Source organism: uncultured Thiodictyon sp. (genome assembly GCA_903837595.1).
In the GTDB taxonomy this organism is placed as follows: Bacteria; Pseudomonadota; Gammaproteobacteria; order Chromatiales; family Chromatiaceae; genus Thiodictyon.
Genome location: CAILVI010000324.1, coordinates 1 through 17,177 on the forward strand (window position 1 = coordinate 1; position 17,177 = coordinate 17,177).

Genomic DNA, 17,177 nt, shown 5'->3' on the forward strand with positions numbered 1-17,177 from the left:
CGTGGCTTTTGCCGGTGGCGGCCCCCGACATACCAAAATAAATCCGGGGCGTCTGCACGCCGGACCGGCTAACCCCTCGACCTCCAGTGACCGGAACGACGATCAAGGCCCACCCGGGGCGGGCACAGGCCCCGCCCCAGCGCCTGCGGTTCCCGCTAATATGGGTCTGCGCAAGTGCACCAAAAACCGGACAATCGTCTAGCTGATGATGAAGGAGGCCGAGGCATGAACACGGGCGTCAACACGGGTGGCGTACAGATCAGCCGTTGGCAAACATTCGCGGACCCGCTCGAGCTTCAACGGGCGGCCACGCGGATCGTGCTGGAGAGCGCTCAGCAGGCGATCACCGAACGCGGGGCCTTCCGCTGCGTGCTGGCGGGAGGCAATACACCGCGCGTTTTGTATCGGTCGCTACGCACCGCGGTAGCCGATTGGCGGGCCTGGATCATCTATTTCGGCGATGAACGCTGTGCGCCGGCCGCTGACCCGTCCCGCAACAGCCGCATGGCGAGCGACGAATGGCTCGACCATGTGGCCATCCCCTGCCGGCAGATTTACGCCATCCCGGCCGAGCTCGGCCCCGAGCCGGCGGCCGCCAGCTACGCTAACACCCTGGCGGGGGTCGGCACATTCGATCTGGTGATCCTGGGATTGGGCGAGGACGGACACACCGCCAGCCTATTTCCTGGCGCAACCTGGGAAGGCTCTACCACCTGGCCGGCGGCCATCCCGGTGCACGACGCCCCCAAACCGCCGCCAGAACGCGTCTCGCTCAGCCCGGCCCGTCTGAGCGATGCGCTAAAGGTGGTGTATCTGGTCGTCGGCGCGGACAAGCGCGACGCGGTCGCGGCGTGGCGCGCCGGCGCCGCCCTGCCCGCCAGTCGCATCTGTCCACCCGCCGGGGTGGACATCTTGCTGCATCTTTGATCCTGGCAAGGTTGGCTATCGGCAGGGATTCTCCAGGCAAAGAGTTGTCTCGACCCTGACTGTTCGCGTGTCAGCGCGACCATGAAGTCGAGCGTTCATACCCAGGTTTTCAGGCGGGCCATGGGAGTCAGAGCAAAGCACTCTTTCTTCTTGATCGTCGTTCCGGCCGCTGTAGGTCGGGTTAGGCGCGCGTGGCACGCTGTTTGTTTGCCAAAGCGACTCACCGCGCGCCGTAACCCGACGCACGCGGCGCCGCACGTCGGGTTACGCTTCGCTAACCCGACCTACGGCACTGCATCCATCAGGTACATACCGGTCTTGACAACCCGGTTGCGCGGTGCTAAAAACCGCTTATCGAATGAGCTTGCTCTGTGTTGCCGCTTGTGTCCAACCAGGCACAACGGATGAAGCTGCACCCCGGCTATGCCGACGGTCTCGGCCGGGAACTCGGCATCGTGGTGATCACCGCGGCGGTCGACGATCCGGCGCCCGAGTTCACCGCCGTGCTGGAGCGAGACGCCAAGGGCTTCCGGGTGCATATCCATTGCCCCAAACGCGGTCACGGCGGGATCGTCGTCCAAAGCCGCATCAACGGTGGCACTTGGACGTTATACGGCCATTTCAGCCGGGGCGCCGTCTATGACGACCGCCTACTGGCCGTCCCCCACACGTCGGAAAGCCGCGAGTATCGGCTGTGCTGGTGGGACAAGGACGAGCCCAATGGCGGTTGGAGTTGGGATTCCTTTCGTTTGCCGCTTTGAGTCGTTTCGGGGAAGGCAATTAGGAGGGCATCGTGTTGAATTTAACCCTCATCGCTCATGCGGAGTCAGGCAAACTGGCCTCGATCCAGCACATTGGCCAACTGGATGAGCCGCATCAAGGTCCGCAAGAACTATCCCAACGCCTACTGCAAGGCCCTGGATATTGTCCCGGTCCATCGTCCCACCGCGTACCTGTCGGCCATGCAACTGCTTCTCGATGTGGCCTTTCTTTAGCGGCCACCCGCGCATCCGCTGGACCCTGCATGGCAGCGATAGCCGGAGCGATTCCTGGCGTGTCGCGAATGCCTGCGTTTTTTTTGTCTTTGCTCGGCTTGGCATCTCTATTTTTTGTGACTTTCGAATCCCTGGCCGATGTCACCTATAGATATACAGGGAGTCCGTTTACAAGGATGCTGCTTAGTTATGGTGAATGTACATCTCCTTACTTTATTCCTGGAAATATCATTGCGACTGCCACTTTTGATGACTCAGTTACGTCCGTTAATCGGTGGGCCAATTGTAAGAATTTTTCTGCGAGTGTGATATCCAATGGTGTTCTTTTAGAAATCTTGCCTCCTTTAGAGGCTGGAGCTAGCGGATATCGTTCCCTTATCCAGTCTTTTTATTTTTTAAATGGAAACATCACACAATGGGACTGGTGGGGGTTGTTTGATCTTGCAGGCTTTAAAGTTTGGTTTGTATCCTACAGAGATCTTACCTTTGGCGATTCATTTGGCGAGGGCTTTGCGCGTCTCAGTCTTCCTATGTCTGCGTTTCATGCCATTTGTCAGAGTGGCGCACCCGATGTTATGGGAGCATGGACGCTCTTTAGTAACTCAAATGAGCCAAGAAAAGGCTTGGGCTCTCCATCGAAAGCGGATTGCCCGGCCGCCTGTGACGGCAATCCAATCAATGCTGCGGTCGGCAACAAGTATCAGCCGGAAACCGATTTTGTCGCTGCGGCGCATACCGAGCTGGAACTGCGCCGGTTCTATAACAGCCAGGACACCACGGCCTCCGCCTTTGGCGCCAATTGGCACAGCACCTGGCACCGGGGCCTGACGCCCTCGACGGATACCGCCGGGAATCGCTTGATCACATTGACTCAGGCCGATGGGCGGCAGTTGCTGTTCACTGAGGCGAATGGGGCCTGGGTCGCCGACCCAGACGTGACCGAGGTGCTGGGCGCGGTGCTGGATGCCAGCAACGGCCAGACCGGCTGGACGCTAGTGAACGCCGACGACAGCACCGAGGCTTATGCGCTCGACGGGCGCTTGCTGTCGGTCACGACCCGCGCCGGGCTGGTGACGACGCTCGGCTATGACGCAAACAACCGCTTGACGACAGTCACCGGGCCATTCGGTCATGTCCTGAGTTTTGCGCTCGACGCCAATAACCGGGTCAGCCAGGCGACGACGCCGGCCGGCGAGATTTTCGGCTACGGCTATGACGGCAGCGGCAACCTGACCTCGGTGACCTATCCCGATGCCAGGGTGCGCCAGTACCTCTATGAAAACACCAGCTTCCCCCACTCACTGACCGGGGTGATCGATGAGAACGGCCAGCGCTTCGCCACCTGGGACTACGATGCCAATGGTTGGGCGATCAGTTCTCAACATGCCGGTGGCGCCGAGCTGACCACCATTTCTTACCAACCCGACGGCTCCGCGAGCGTGACCGATGCGCTCGGCAATGTCCATGGCTACGCCTTCACCACCCAGTACAGCCTGACCAAGCCGACGGCCGTAACCGGCACCCCGGTGCAGACTGCGGGCGGGAAGGCGTTTACCTATGACACCAACGGCTTCCTGGCCAGCCGCACCGACTTCAACGGCAACCTCACCACTTACACGCACGACACACGCGGATTGGAAACCTCCCGCACCGAGGCCTCGGGGACGTCGCTCGCCCGCACCATCGACACCCAATGGCACGCGAGCTTGCGCCTGCCCACCCAGATCACCGAGCCCAACCGCGTCACCAATTTTGGCTACGACGCCAAAGGGAACCTCACCCAACGCACGATCACGGGCGGCGGCGTGACCCGGACTTGGCTCTACACCTATAACGCGAATGGCCAGGTCACACGGATCGACGGCCCCCGGACCGATGTCAGCGATATCACCCAGTTGAGCTACGACGCTCGCGGCAACCTGGCCACGATCACCAATGCCTTGGGCCATGTGACCAGAATCACCGCCTATGATGCCAATGGCCGCCCCCTCACCATCCAGGACCCGAACGGTCTCATCACCCAACTGGGCTATGACCCACGGGGGCGGCTGCGGTCGCGTACCGTCGGCGGGGAAACCAGCGCCTATAACTATGATGCCGCCGGACAATTGCAGCGAATCACCAAGCCCGACGCGAGCTTTACCGCCTTCATCTACGACCAGGCCCACCGCCTGACGCAGGTCAGCGACAATCTGAGCAACAAGATCGTCTACACCCTTGACGCCGCCGGCAATCGCGTCAAGGAAGAGGTCTATGACCCCGCCAACGCACTGGTCCGCACCCTCACCCAGACCTTCGATGCCCTGGGTCGGCCCAACACGGCCACGGGCGCTCAGGGGCAGACCAGCACCCTGGGATATGACGACAACGGCAACCTGACCGCCGCGGCCGATCCGCTGGGACAGGCGACGACCCGCGGCTATGATGCCCTGAATCGGCTGATCGCGAGCACAGACCCGACCTCGCACACCACCCAGTACCAGTTCGACGCCAATGACAACCTGACCCGGGTCACCGACCCGCGCGGCCTGGCGACCAGCTATCAGTTCGATGGCCTGGGTAACCCAACAGCCACTCTCAGCCCCGATACCACCACCACGCAGAATGGCTTCGACAGTGCGGGTAATCCGATAAGAAAGACCGACGCCAATGGCAACGCCGTCACCTACGGCTACGACGCACTGAATCGCGTCACTCAGATCAGCTACCCCAACAGCAGCCCCATCGTCTTCACCTACGACCAGGGCACCAATGGGATCGGCCGCCTCACGCAAATGACCGATGCGACCGGGTCCACCCAGTGGGGCTACGATGCCCAGGGCCGTGTCACCAGCAAGACCCAACGCATCGGCGCCTTAAGCCTCACGGTGCGGTCCGTTTATGACACGAGCGGCCGGCTGACCTCGGTCGTTTACCCATCAGGGAAGACCTTGAGCCTGCAATATGCCCAGGGCCAGCTCACGCAGACCGGTGCCAACGGAGCTACGCTGCTGTCGAACATCCAGTATCGCCCGTTCGGGGCCGCGCGGTCATGGACCTGGGGCAACGGCACCGCCTACAGCCGCGGCTTCGATAGCGATGGCCGCCTGATCCAATATGACCTGGGCGGTCATACCCGCCAACTCAGCTACGACGCCGCCGGCCGCATCCAGGGCTACACCGACTCGCCGCCGCTGCCTGGTGTCGGGCCTCTGGGCCTCAACGAGACCTACAACTACGCCCAGACCAGCAACCGCATCTTGAGCTTGAGCGGTGCCTACGCAAAGACCTATACCTATGACCAAACCGGCAACATCGTCAACGATGGCGTAAACCAATTCAGCTACGACGGCCGCAACCGCCTTGCGCAGGTCACAACTCCCCAAGGTGTCGAGCATTATGCCATCAACGGCCTGGGCCAGCGGGTCGCAAAGGGGGACCTGTCAGGCAATCTGACGGCGCCCGTCTACTTCGTCTACGACGAGGCCGGGCATCTGCTCGGGGAATACGATAGCAGCGGTGCGGCCGTCACGGAAACCGTCTGGCTTGGCGATACCCCAGTGGCGGTGCTCAAACCCGGTGCCCCCGGCAACTTCTTCGTCTACGCCGACCATCTGAGCGCGCCGCGCGCCATCGCCGAGGCAAGTACTGGAAAAATCGTCTGGCGCTGGGAGTCGGAGCCCTTTGGGTCGAATGCGGCGGATGAGGACCCGGATAAGGACGGCACCCGGTTTGCTTACAATTTGCGGTTTCCGGGACAGTACTATGACCAGGAAAGCGGCTTGCATTATAACTATTATCGCGATTATGATCCTCGCGCTGGTCGATATATTCAAAGCGACCCTGTTGGTTTAGATGGTGGAATTAATTCATATGATTATGCTGGCGGAAATCCGAGCAACGCGATTGATCCGGGCGGCCTTGACTGGGTGATAGCTATGTATGATTCGACCTCGGGAAATCCTTTTGGTCACCTAGGCATCGGCCCATTTGTCCCTAACTCTTCCGTGCATACCATCGGATTTTACCCCATGAACCCCTCATCAACATCGGATGTTATTCTTGGTAAGAGTGTTCATGGCGTGATGAAGTATGATACGGGGATGGCCGCGCTAAACAGCCAGATAGTTGTTCAAACAAGTGGACTACAGGATCTCCTCATCGCCAGCTATTTGCAAGCGGTTATTGCCAGCAGTCCTGATTATAATCTCTATGGGAATAACTGCTCACAGACCGTTGCTAAAGCGCTAAGGGCGGGTGGACTTGATGTCCCGAGTGGCGTCATTGCGCCATTCGACGTTATATACTGGCTTCAGTTGCATCAGCGCTACTCATTCGTGCCGAAGGCTCCGACTTTCAGCCCATCGCTCCTTCGTTCAACCCGGTAGCTTTTTTTTCTCGTTCCCACGCTCCAGCGTGGGAATGCCGTCTTGGCCGCTCCAGCGGCCCGAATATCCACGCCAGGCTGACGCTTTGGGACTTGCTACCACGCTGGAGCATGAGAGGCACAGAGGGTGGGTGCGGATCGGCGGGATCTCTGGCGTCTCAGAGTGTCTGACAAGACTAATATCGTGAAGCAGGGGATGAACATGAACGCGCACAAGATCGGACCACCGATTGCCGCATGGGCCTTGCTCCTGCTGCTTCCCGGAATGCTTTCCGCCAATACGGTAAGCTTTCAATACGATGCGCTGAACCGCTTGATCAGGGTAGCCTATGCCGACGGTCGCAGCATCGCCTATACCTATGACGCCGACGGCAACCGGACCCAGAAGACCACGACCGGCGACCTCGATAACGATGGCATCCCCGATGCGATCGACCCGGACATCGATGGCGACGGTGTGCCGAACGCCCAAGATGCCTTCCCGTTCGACCCCAATGAGTCCGTGGATACCGACGGCGACGGTATCGGCAATATCGCGGACACCGATGATGACAATGACGGTGTTCCCGATACGAGGGACAATTGCCCGCGCGTTGCCAATCCAGATCAGGCTGACGACGATCACAACGGCATCGGGAACGCCTGCGACCCGAACTATCGCCCCTCGTTTTGCTGGGAATGCCTGCCGAGTCGCGGGGGCTGGCGGGCCATTCTCCGGTAGCGAGCGTAGGGCGGAACGGCTGTGATCGTCGTTCCGGCCACTGGAGGTCGAGGCTTTAGCCGGTCTGGCGTGCAGACGCCACTGATTTCTATTGGAATGTCGGGAGCCGCCACCGGCTAAAGCCTCGACCTCCTGTTGCAGAGGGACCACCGCGAGGCTAGCCCTGTGGCCGGGATTATGACCAAGGCCAACTCAAGTAAGAGAAAATGTCCGATGAACGAAGCGGGTCGTGAAGTGGGCGATGGGCTCTGCAGGATCAGTCCCGCCGGATGCTGCGTTCGCGCGACGCGCGAGCCGGACGGGGTATTCGCCCCGTCCGGAACCGTTTGAAGCGGTTGGCGACTCCGCTATGCCCCCCGGTCCCGAAACGTTCGGGACGGGGTTGCAAACCCCGTCCCGCCAGGACCGCCAAGCACGCCACGGGCTCAAATCGCCGCGCCGGTCTCCACCCCAGGGTCCAGCGACAGCAGCAATGCCTGCACCAGCAGCGCCACGTCCCGGCGCTCGCGGGCGTCGACCTCGAACACCGGCGCCTTCATCCCCGCCTCGGCCAGCGTGCGATGGTAGTCCTCCAAACGGGGCTCGGCGCTTTGGTCCATGTAGGTGACCCCGACCGCGAGCCGCGCCTGGTCGATGAAGGGCCGAAAGGCGTCGAGGTAGCCTCGCAGATCGGCGAGCGGTTGCGGCCGATGGTTGGCCACCAGCAGCACCAGACCCAAGGCACCTTCGCTCAGGATTTGCCACATGAAGTTGAAGCGCTCCTGGCCCGGGGTACCGTAGAGATGGACCTGTTCACCGCCGTCCAGGCGCAGCAGACCGTAATCCATGGCGACGGTGGTCGCGGCCTTGAGCTCGCGGGTGCTGTCGCTCGCCCTGGCCTCGGTGCTGATCGGCGGCGTGTCACTCACCGCCGCGATGGCGGCGGTCTTACCGGCCCCGACGGGCCCGGAAAAAACGATCTTGTGGTGGGCCATGACGGATACTCCTTATAGGAAGACCTGCAATCGTCTCGCAATGCGACCCAGGAGCCCGCGCCGCTCGCTGGCCCTAGGATCGAGCGGGCGGGTGCGCCCGAACACCGCCACCGTCGGCACGGCGCTCACGTGGCATTGCGCCAGACCCAGTGCGGCGGCAGCACTGTAGAAGGCGAACACAGAACGCTGAGGCAGCTTCAGCGCCTCGGCGGTCCCGATCAGGCTGTGGGGCTCGTGCGTCCAGAGCGCGGCGATGCTCATGGCGCCCGGTGCCAGCGCCAGCCGGGTGAAGTTGGGCCAACGGTGCAACTGCACGGGCACATCCAGCGGCGTGTTCAGGGGCAGCCGGCCACGGGAGGCCCAGAGGGTCAGCTTCCAGATCAGTGCGTCCAATGCGACGGTACGCAATTGACCGTGCAGCAAGATTAAACCGTCGATGTACTCCAATCGGCCCTGGTGCAGCACCGCGGGTTGGAGGCCATAAGGACGCAGATGGTGGTCCGAGTCGGCGATCCGGGCAAGCCCGCGGATCGGGTCCAGTACGATCTCGGGCCAGGGTCCCAGGATGCGGACCCCCTGGCCGCGCGCCCGTGCCGAATCCCGGGCCGCCATCACCAGGCTTTGCAGAAAGCGGCCGGGATCGTAATAGGCCTTGACCAACTGGCGCGGATCGCTCGGGTCAATATCCGGGGCGGTGCCGATCAAGGCATGCGCCTGCTCCTGGTCCAGGAACCGCGCGGCGCGCGTGCGGGCCTGAGGGTCCCCCGCCACGGCCGGACGTCCCCAATCGTCGATGCGTTTGGAGACCGCGATCTTGGCCGGGGCCGCGCGGGCGAGATCGGCCGCCTGACGGACCCGCTCGCGCAACGTGGCGAGGCGCACGACCAGGTCGTCCAGACGGATGGGCTTGGCCACGACCAGATCCGCCCCGACCAGGGTCTCACTCAAGGCCGCGAGCGACAACAGGATCAAAGGGCGCCGCGGGTCACGGCTACGCAGCTCGCGCAGGACGGTGCGGGCCTGGTAGGCATCCATATCCACGATGCACGCCTGGGCTTGCGGCTCCTCGGCCAGTACGCATGCATCGCGGCACGGTCCGTGGAACGCCAGCTCCAGGGCCTTGACCTGACGGGCGTCCATGCCCAGGACCGCCACCCGCAAGGGCGGTCCAGCGGTCGTTGGATCAGGCCCGGACATCGCCACAGCCCGCCCGATCATTTGGCTGCCACCGACAGCCGGTCAAGCTCGAGTAGCCGATCGACCAACAGGGCGGAGAGTGTATGCATGGCGGTGATTTCAGTCTCCGCCGCGCCGGCATTTCCGGCCAGCGAGAGTTCCAACGCCTTGGCACTGGCCGCGTGGAATTGTTGGTGAGGCTCGGCCAGCGCGTCGAACACGGCCTTGGCCGCCGGGCCGACCTCGGCTGCCTCGGTCGGGCCGGCACCGTCCATCCATTTGCCCAGCTTGCAGTCGTGATGGCCACAGCCGCGGAAATCGCCGGTCCCGTTCAAGGTGGCCTTGATCCGGTTCAGGTACTGAATATGGTCGTTGAGTCGCAGTAGAAAAAAGGCACCCATGACGGTTTCCCCCCGTTATCAAATGATCTTGGCAACGTTTTCCGCTGCGCGCTTCACGTCGAGAAAGATCAATCCCAGCTTCGCGTTGGCCTTGGCAATCACCGCTCGTCACGCATGATTCTTCCCTCTCTGAGCTTAGGTGTCGTTTAGATGGTGGTCAAGTGCAGCAACGGCGCCGGATCCGGTGCCCCATCCACCGTTCGGGACAGTCTCCAGACCAGGCGTAGGAAATCCGGATGGTTGAAGCGCGGTCGCCCGCCCAGGATCAGCGCAAACCATTCGGTGCCCAGGAACAAGGGCCAGACGCCGATCTGGCTGTGACCGGCGGCGTCGATCATGCCCCAGGCACCAGGCCCGGTCCGCTCCAGTCCGCCCAGCAATCGGCGGCAGCGGAAGGCCAGCGCTACGGCATCGGCGCTGACCGCGGCGAGGCCCTGGACCTGGGCCTCGTCAAATCCCGCGTAGCCGATCTGCAGACCGTGGCGGTCGGCCAGCAGCGCCTGACGCAGGCTGCTCAAGGAGGGCAGCAGCCGCGGCAACAGCGGCTCGAGCGAATCCGCCGGGCATTGCTCGGGCGTCTCCAGGCCCCACAGCCAGCCCAGGGTCTCCATGCGCGCGACCAGGTCGACCGCGGGCTCGGGCGACCCATCCCTCAGCCAGTCGGTCCAGGGCACATCCCCGACACGCAGGGTGCTGCGCTCCTTCAGCAGCTTCAACAGGAGCCGACGCATCGGTGTCGGCTCCTGGGCGGCGGTGGCATGGTAGGCACCGGCGGGCGTGACCCCCAGATACAGGTCCTGGTCGAAACCGCGCACGGGGACGCTCAATCGGTCAGCGTCAGGGCGCGGCCACGGGGGCGAGCCGCCAACACCGTGTGGGTATCGTCCGGGAGTGCCCGGTCGTCGACATATCCTTGGTCGAGCCAGGCGGCGAGCAGGCGCGCCTGCGGGTCGGGGAGCCACGGACGGGCCAGGTTGAAGAGACGTTGCCGCAATGCGCCCCCCCGGTCACCCAACGCGATAAACAGATCGGCGAGGCTCCCGAAAAGGGGCGCCGGCTCCTGCTGACTTAGGCACAAGAGCACCCGTCGAGTATGGGCGGTCAGGTCCGCCGGGGTCCGCGCCACACTGTATGTCAGATGCTCGATCATGGGTGCGATGGGATACCAGTCTGGGGCCAACAGCTCATGGTTGGCCCCCTGCCAGAAAATCGGTTCCATCCCGGGTTGCCCGAGGTCTTCCTGCAACGGCACCAAAATGCTATCCGGGACCAGCTTGCGACCCATTGTTTGTTGCGTAATTGTAAACTATTGTAAATATTGAGATCCATTATCACGGAAAAATCTCCCAATGTCACAATCCGTTTTTTTGTGGTTAGAGACTGTCCGATGAACGAAGCGGGTTGTGAAGTGCGTGGCGGGTTGCGCGGGATCTGCCCCGCTGGATGCTGGGTTCGCGCCACGCTGACGGATAGCCGCCTCATTGATCTTGCGCCGCTCCCCGACGACCCACGCGGGACCAGTTGCGCCATCGGGCACCATTCCCCCGACACTCGATATCGTTGATCGCCATGCGGTCCCTGACCCGCCGTGCCTGGCTGCTGACGCCCCTGCTCGTCCTTGGCCTGTGCGCAACCTGCCCTGCGGCCGCGGGTACGGCGTCGGTGATGGTCGGCTCCAAGCCGTTCACCGAGGGGGTGATCCTGGGCGAGGTCGTGCGTGCGCTGATCGCCGAGAGTGGCCAGCCGGTGATGCACCAGGCCGGGCTCGGCGGCACCCGCATCCTCTGGGGGGCCCTGCTGGCGGGGGAGATCGATGTCTATCCGGAGTACAGCGGGACTCTGACCCGGGAGGTCCTGACCGGTCAGCAGGTCGAGACGACGGCGCGGTTGGGTGAGGTCCTCGCCGGACTGGGGCTGCGGATGTCGGCCCCGCTGGGCTTTCGCAACACCTATGCGATCGCGGTACCGGAGGGCCTGGGGGGGCGTCTGCGGCTGCGCCGGGTCTCCGATCTGCGCGACCAGCCACAACTGCGTTTCGGCTTCAGCAACGAGTTCATGGACCGGGAGGATGGCTGGCCCGGCCTGCGCGAGCGCTATCGGCTGGCGCAGCAGGACGTGCGGGGACTGGACCACGACCTGGCCTACCGCGGCCTCGCCGCCGGGCAGATCGACGCCACCGATGTCTATACCACCGACGCCGAGATTGTCCACTACGGCCTGCGTGTGCTGACCGATGACCTGGGCTGGTTCCCCGACTATCAGGCGATCCTGCTCTATCGGGCGGACCTTGAGCAGCGGGCACCCAAGGTGGTCGAGCGCCTGCGGCGGTTGGAGGGCACCATTGATGAGCCGACCATGGCCGCACTCAACGCCCGGGTGAAGCTCCAGGGCGAGACCGAACAGCAAGCAGCAGCCGGTTTTTTGCGCGAACGCCTGGGGCTGGCCGCGCGGGCGCAGCCGACCGGTCTCTGGCAATCGCTGCGCGACCGCACCCTGGAGCACCTCGGGCTGGTCACGGTCTCGCTGACGGCGGCCATCCTGGTGGCGGTGCCGTTGGGTATCGCCGCCGCCCGCTGGTCCCGCCTCGGGGCGCTCGTACTGGGGCTCGTCGGCATCCTGCAAACCATCCCGTCACTGGCCCTACTGGTGTTCCTGATCCCGGTGCTGGGGATCGGCTGGCCGCCCGCGGTCGTCGCGCTGTTCCTTTACAGCCTGCTGCCGATCGTGCGCAATACCCACGCGGGCTTACTGGGAATCCCGCTGCCCCTGCGCGAATCCGCCGAGGTGCTCGGCCTGAACCGGGGGGCGCAGCTGCGGCTGGTAGAACTGCCATTGGCGGCGACCTCCATCCTGGCCGGCATCAAGACCGCCGCGGTGATCAACGTCGGCACCGCGACCCTGGCGGCACTGATCGGCGCCGGCGGCTATGGTCAGCCGATCTTGACCGGTATCCGGCTCGACGACACCGCACTGATCATGCAGGGGGCGATCCCGGCGGCCCTGCTGGCCCTGCTGATGCAGGCCCTGTTCAATTGGGCGGAACGCGGGATGGTACCGCGGGGATTGCGGCCCCGATCCGCGGCCGCCGCGCCCCCCGCCGGCTGACAGACCATGCTTAGATACCACGCCATTAATAAGTCGTATGACGGCGCCAAGGCCCTGGACAGGATCGATCTCGACTGCCCGGCGGCCCGCACGACGGTGTTGATCGGCCCCAGCGGCTGCGGCAAGTCGACGCTGCTGCGACTCGCCGCCGGACTGATCCGCCCCGATGCCGGCGAGGTCCGGTTCGAGGGGGCGGCGCTGGGGCCGGACAACCTGCGCGCGGCCCGCCTGCGCATGGGCTATGTGATCCAGGAGGGTGGGTTGTTCCCGCACCTCACCGTGCGCGCCAATGTGACGCTCGTGGCGCGGGAACTGGGCTGGCCGCGCGCGCGCTGCGAGGCCCGACTGCTGGAGCTGGCCACCCTGGCCCGGCTGCCGGTCGGACTGCTCGGGCGCTATCCGCTGGAGATCTCAGGCGGCCAGCGTCAGCGCGCCGCCCTGATGCGGGCACTGATGCTGGACCCCGACCTGCTCCTGCTCGATGAGCCCCTGGGATCGCTGGACCCGATGATCCGGGTCGAGTTGCAGGAAGAGCTCAAGACCATCTTCGAACGCCTCGGCAAGACCGTCGTGCTCGTCACCCACGACCTGGGCGAGGCGGTCTTCTTCGGCCACCGGCTGGTGCTGCTGCGCGCCGGTCGCGTGCTTCAGCAGGGGAGCGCCGCGGACCTGTTGGAGCGGCCGGCAGACCCCTTCGTGAGCGCATTCGTAAGGGCTCAGCGTGGGCCGCAGTGGCGGCTGGAGCCAGGTGCGGGGACAATTTGACTTAGAGTCCGCAATGGCTCACGCCAAGGCGCCAAGCTCGCCAAGAAATACCATCAAGTGGGAGAGACTGTCCGATGAACGCAGCGGCTCGTGAAGTGCGTGATGGGTTGTGTGGGATCTGCCCCGCCGGATGCTGGGTGCGCGCCACGCTCCACGACGGCCGCCTCATCGAGGTCGCGCCGCTCCCCGACCACCCACTCGGGACCAGCTGCGCCATCGGGCGCCACTCCCCCGACATCGTCCACGACCCAAAGCGCCTGCGCACGCCCCTGCGGCGCGTCGGGCCCAAGGGCACCCACGACTTCCGCCCCATCTCCTGGGACGAGGCGATGGGCGAGATCGCACTGCGCCTCCAGGCGATCAAGGCCGAGCATGGCCCCGAAGCCACCGCCATCTACACGGGGCGCGGTAGCTTCGACATGGCCATGTGCGACCTCTTCCAGCCCGCGGGGGTGGCCGTCTCATCGGCCTCCAGCGTGTTGTTTCCCTTCGGCTCGCCCAATACCCTGGGTGTCGGTGCACTGTGCTACGTCTCCTTTGCCATGATCGCCCCCCACGTGACCATGGGCGAGCTGCACAGCACCATGGACGTGGACCTCGACCAGGCCGAACTGATCGTGGTCTGGGGCGCCAATCCGGCCACCGATTCCCCCCCCTACCTGCATGAGAAGATCCTGGCAGCACGACGGCGCGGTGCGCGCGTCATCGTCATCGATCCGCGGCGCAACGGCACGGCCCGCGCGGCCGCCGCGCAGTGGGTCCCCATCCGCCCCGGCACCGACGGCGCCCTGGCCTTGGGCCTCATCCAGGTCATCATCGCCGAGGAGCTCTATCAGGAACAGTTCGTCGAACGCTGGACCCTGGGCTTCCCCGAACTCGCGGGCTATGTCCAGCATTTCCGCCCCGAGGTGGTCGAGGGGATCACCGGAGTCCCGGCGGCCACGGTGGTGGACCTGGCCCGCGCCATCGCCCGCGCCCGGGGCGCCTGCCCGGTCATGTACACCGGTCTGGAATACTCCGACAGCGGCGTCCAGGCCATCCGCGCCGTGTTCACCCTGTGGGCACTGGCGGGCCAGCTCGACGTCCCAGGCGGGCTGAACTTCCGCATGAAGGAGGGCCAGTTTCCCCAAAACCGCCGCCACCTCCAGCCCAATCCCAACGTCGGCCGGGCGCTGGGCCGCGACCGCTTCCCCGTCTACAGCAGTTACCGAGGTGAGTCGCACGCGATCTGCCTGCCCCCGGCGGTCCTCGACGGTGATCCTTATCGAATCAGGGCCTTGCTGGTCCTGGGTGCCTCGCTCATCACCTCCTGGCCCGATCCCGACCTGTGGTCGCGAACACTCAACGCCTTGGACTTCCTCGTCTGCATCGACCGCTACCTCACCGCCGACGCCGCCTTTGCCGACATCGTGCTGCCCGCTACCACGCTGTATGAGATCACCTCCTTCATGCGCTACGGCCCGATCTTCAAGATCCGCGAGCGCCTGGTGGAACCCCAGGGCGAGGCGCGCAACGACTTCCTCATCCTGGCCGAGCTCGCCCAGCGCCTGGGCTACGGCCACCTCTACCCCCAGACCGAGGAGGCCATCCTCGAACGGGCACTCGAAGGCACCGGGTTCACGGTCGAGGAGGTGCGCGCGGCCGGTGGCTCGGTGTCGCTCCCGGCCCCGATGATGGAGTACCACAAGTGGGAGAAGGGCCGCCTGCGCCCGGACGGCCAACCGGGCTTCGACACCCCGAGCGGCCGCTTCGAGATCGCCTCCTCGATCCTCGCCGAACACGGCTACGACGCCCTGCCCGTCTACACCGAGCCGGCAGAAGGTCCCCAGGCAGCACCCGAACTGGCACGCCGCTACCCCCTGGTGTTCAACTCGGGTGCGCGCACCCAGTGGGACTTTCGCAGCCAGCACCACGGCGTCCCGCGGCTGGCCGCCCGGAACCCCGAACCCCGGGTCCACCTGAACACCTGCGACGCCCAAGCCCGCGGCATCGCCGACGGGAAGCGCGTGTGGGTCGAGACGCCGCGCGGGCGGCTGCAATACCTGGCCCAGGTCGATGACGACATCGTCCCCGGCGCGGTGGAGGCGGCCATGGGCGGCGGCGGTCCACTGGGTGCCGAGCGCTGGCGCGCGACCAACGTGAATCGCCTGACCGATCTCTCCCGCTTCGACCCGATCTCCGGGTTCCCCGTCTACAAGACCTTGCTGTGCGAGGTCGTCCGGGCCGAGGGCTCCACTGATGCGGGCGGGGGCGGCACCGCCTTCGCGCCGCCGCCCGACGCCGAGCGGGAGGCGGTGGCACGGCCGGCGGCGGCGCCGTTGCGTAACGTCTATCTCGACTGCAATGCCACCACGCCGCCGGCGCCCGCGGTGTGCGACGCGCTCGACCAGGCGCAGCGCGCCACCTGGGCCAATCCCTCGTCCATCCACGCCGCGGGGGGGCTCGCCCGCGGCGCGGTGGAGGACGCGCGGCGGCGTGTCGCGCACCTGCTGAACACCACCGCGCGGCGGGTACTCTTCACCAGCGGCGGTTCCGAGGCCGACAACCTCGCCATCCTGGGAATCGTGGAGGCGTCAGGGGTGCGGCCGGCCCATGTGGTGACGACCGCCATCGAACACCCCGCCGTGCTGCGCACCTGCCGCGCCCTGGAGGCGTGTGGCCACGCCGTTTCATACCTGCCCGTCGATGGCGCGGGCCGCGTCGATCCGGGTGCGTTGGCCGCGGCGCTGCGCCCCAACACCGTGCTGGTCTCGGTGATGCTGGCCAACAACGAGACCGGCGTGATCCAGCCCATCGCCGAACTGGCGGCCATCGCCCGCGCTCGCGGCGTGCCCTTCCACACCGACGCGGTGCAGGCGTTCGGCCGCATCCCGGTCGACGTGGCGGCGCTCGGCGTCGACCTGCTGTCGGTCTCGGCGCACAAGCTCTACGGTCCCAAGGGGATCGGCGCACTCTTCGTGCGCAAGGGGATCGTCCTGGAACCCCGGCTGTATGGGGGCGGACAGGAGGGCGGCCTGCGGGCCGGCACCGAGAACGTCCCGGGCATCATCGGTTTCGGGCGCGCCTGCGACCTGGCCGAGATCGCCTTCGGTGACGGCACCCCCGGGCGAATCGCCGCGCTGCGCGATCGGCTGGAGGCGGGCGTCTTGCGTCTCGTGCCCGGCGCTCGACGCAACGGCGACGCCGCGCCGCGGCTGCCCAACACCAGCAACCTGAGCCTGCGCGGCATTCGCGGCGAGTCGCTGGTGCTGGAGCTCGATCGCCACGGCATCCGCTGCTCGTCCGGCTCGGCCTGTCGGGCGGGACACCCCGACCCCTCGCACGCACTGCTCGCCATGGGGCTGACGGTCGAGGAGGCCCATTGCGCCGTGCGCTTCTCCCTCGGGCGGGACACCACGGCGGCGGATATCGACTACGTGCTAATGGTCCTCGACCGCACCCTGCGCGACACCTTTCAGGCGGTGCGGTTCGTGGGGTGCCGGTAGGATGCTCTCTATATTGCATACCAGCCCAGAGCAACCCGGCCGCCTGCCCCGACCTGCAATCCGGTCTCGACCGCTTGGAGTGGGGCATCACCGGGACACGACCGCAGCGCCCCGGCGCGCGGCCGGGGCCCGGCGACTCGGTGCCTCTCGGCGGGCCACAAACGTCCGCGCCAAGCTCCCCAGGCGGGTCCGGCCACAACCCCTTCGACGGCGACAGCCCCGAGCCCATCGGGCGCGACTGCGAGATCGAGCGCATCGTCAA

The 17,177-nt window shown here is 65.2% G+C and carries 13 protein-coding genes; 8 read left to right on the forward strand and 5 right to left on the reverse strand.

The features are described 5' to 3' along the window. Nucleotides 1–225: 225 nt before the first annotated feature. From pgl to QZY44_RS17930, 5 genes are all read left to right on the forward strand, one after another. Nucleotides 226–927 carry a 6-phosphogluconolactonase gene (pgl, locus tag QZY44_RS17910; RefSeq protein WP_295449231.1) on the forward strand — a complete coding sequence of 234 codons (702 nt, stop codon included), beginning with the start codon at nt 226–228 and terminating at the stop codon, nt 925–927. Nucleotides 928–1,331: 404 nt separating this feature from the next. Next, entirely contained in the window at nt 1,332–1,688 is a 357-nt protein-coding gene (locus QZY44_RS17915) for a hypothetical protein (protein WP_295449235.1), read from the forward strand. Between the two features lie 105 nt (nt 1,689–1,793). Then, nucleotides 1,794–1,922: a hypothetical protein gene (locus tag QZY44_RS17920; RefSeq protein ID WP_295449238.1), complete on the forward strand. Its 129-nt coding sequence runs from the start codon at nt 1,794–1,796 to the stop codon at nt 1,920–1,922. A gap of 29 nt (nt 1,923–1,951) precedes the next feature. Further along, entirely contained in the window at nt 1,952–6,289 is a 4,338-nt protein-coding gene (locus tag QZY44_RS17925) for an RHS repeat-associated core domain-containing protein (RefSeq protein WP_295449241.1), read from the forward strand. 195 nt (nt 6,290–6,484) lie between these two features. Next, nucleotides 6,485–7,009, forward strand: coding sequence for a thrombospondin type 3 repeat-containing protein (locus QZY44_RS17930; RefSeq protein ID WP_295449244.1), 525 nt, complete (start codon nt 6,485–6,487; stop codon nt 7,007–7,009). Between the two features lie 425 nt (nt 7,010–7,434). Here the strand turns inward: QZY44_RS17930 and QZY44_RS17935 are convergent, their stop codons facing one another. From QZY44_RS17935 to QZY44_RS17955, 5 genes are all read right to left on the reverse strand, one after another. After that, complete coding sequence (locus QZY44_RS17935; RefSeq protein WP_295449247.1) at nt 7,435–7,983, reverse strand: ATP/GTP-binding protein; 549 nt, start codon at nt 7,981–7,983, stop codon at nt 7,435–7,437. Nucleotides 7,984–7,995: 12 nt separating this feature from the next. After that, entirely contained in the window at nt 7,996–9,201 is a 1,206-nt protein-coding gene (locus QZY44_RS17940) for a hypothetical protein (protein ID WP_295449249.1), read from the reverse strand. After that, entirely contained in the window at nt 9,198–9,560 is a 363-nt protein-coding gene (locus QZY44_RS17945; protein WP_295449253.1) for a CZB domain-containing protein, read from the reverse strand. Before QZY44_RS17945 ends, QZY44_RS17940 begins: the two co-directional genes overlap by 4 nt. 146 nt (nt 9,561–9,706) lie before the next feature. Further along, nucleotides 9,707–10,375, reverse strand: a complete 669-nt coding sequence (locus QZY44_RS17950) for a hypothetical protein (protein WP_295449256.1) — start codon at nt 10,373–10,375, stop codon at nt 9,707–9,709. Nucleotides 10,376–10,383: 8 nt separating this feature from the next. Continuing rightward, nucleotides 10,384–10,812, reverse strand: a complete 429-nt coding sequence (locus tag QZY44_RS17955; protein ID WP_295449258.1) for a hypothetical protein — start codon at nt 10,810–10,812, stop codon at nt 10,384–10,386. Between the two features lie 317 nt (nt 10,813–11,129). Between QZY44_RS17955 and QZY44_RS17960 the strand changes: the two genes are divergently transcribed. From QZY44_RS17960 to QZY44_RS17970, 3 genes are all read left to right on the forward strand, one after another. Beyond that, nucleotides 11,130–12,665: a glycine betaine ABC transporter substrate-binding protein gene (locus QZY44_RS17960; protein WP_295449261.1), complete on the forward strand. Its 1,536-nt coding sequence runs from the start codon at nt 11,130–11,132 to the stop codon at nt 12,663–12,665. A 6-nt stretch (nt 12,666–12,671) separates the two neighbouring features. Next, entirely contained in the window at nt 12,672–13,430 is a 759-nt protein-coding gene (locus tag QZY44_RS17965; protein ID WP_295449264.1) for an ATP-binding cassette domain-containing protein, read from the forward strand. A gap of 74 nt (nt 13,431–13,504) precedes the next feature. Continuing rightward, on the forward strand, nt 13,505–16,915 hold the full coding sequence (locus QZY44_RS17970) for an aminotransferase class V-fold PLP-dependent enzyme (RefSeq protein ID WP_295449267.1): 3,411 nt from the start codon (nt 13,505–13,507) through the stop codon (nt 16,913–16,915). Nucleotides 16,916–17,177: the final 262 nt, after the last annotated feature.

Bases quoted from the DNA above. Each gene is read 5' to 3' on its own strand.
- QZY44_RS17925 (WP_295449241.1), top strand. From the start codon at position 1,952: ATGGCAGCGATAGCCGGAGCGATTCCTGGCGTGTCGCGAATGCCTGCG.
- QZY44_RS17935 (WP_295449247.1), bottom strand. From the start codon at position 7,983: ATGGCCCACCACAAGATCGTTTTTTCCGGGCCCGTCGGGGCCGGTAAG.
- QZY44_RS17930 (WP_295449244.1), top strand. From the start codon at position 6,485: ATGAACATGAACGCGCACAAGATCGGACCACCGATTGCCGCATGGGCC.
- QZY44_RS17960 (WP_295449261.1), top strand. From the start codon at position 11,130: ATGCGGTCCCTGACCCGCCGTGCCTGGCTGCTGACGCCCCTGCTCGTC.
- QZY44_RS17970 (WP_295449267.1), top strand. From the start codon at position 13,505: ATGAACGCAGCGGCTCGTGAAGTGCGTGATGGGTTGTGTGGGATCTGC.
- QZY44_RS17945 (WP_295449253.1), bottom strand. From the start codon at position 9,560: ATGGGTGCCTTTTTTCTACTGCGACTCAACGACCATATTCAGTACCTG.
- pgl (WP_295449231.1), top strand. From the start codon at position 226: ATGAACACGGGCGTCAACACGGGTGGCGTACAGATCAGCCGTTGGCAA.
- QZY44_RS17915 (WP_295449235.1), top strand. From the start codon at position 1,332: ATGAAGCTGCACCCCGGCTATGCCGACGGTCTCGGCCGGGAACTCGGC.
- QZY44_RS17940 (WP_295449249.1), bottom strand. From the start codon at position 9,201: ATGATCGGGCGGGCTGTGGCGATGTCCGGGCCTGATCCAACGACCGCT.
- QZY44_RS17965 (WP_295449264.1), top strand. From the start codon at position 12,672: ATGCTTAGATACCACGCCATTAATAAGTCGTATGACGGCGCCAAGGCC.
- QZY44_RS17920 (WP_295449238.1), top strand. From the start codon at position 1,794: ATGAGCCGCATCAAGGTCCGCAAGAACTATCCCAACGCCTACTGCAAG.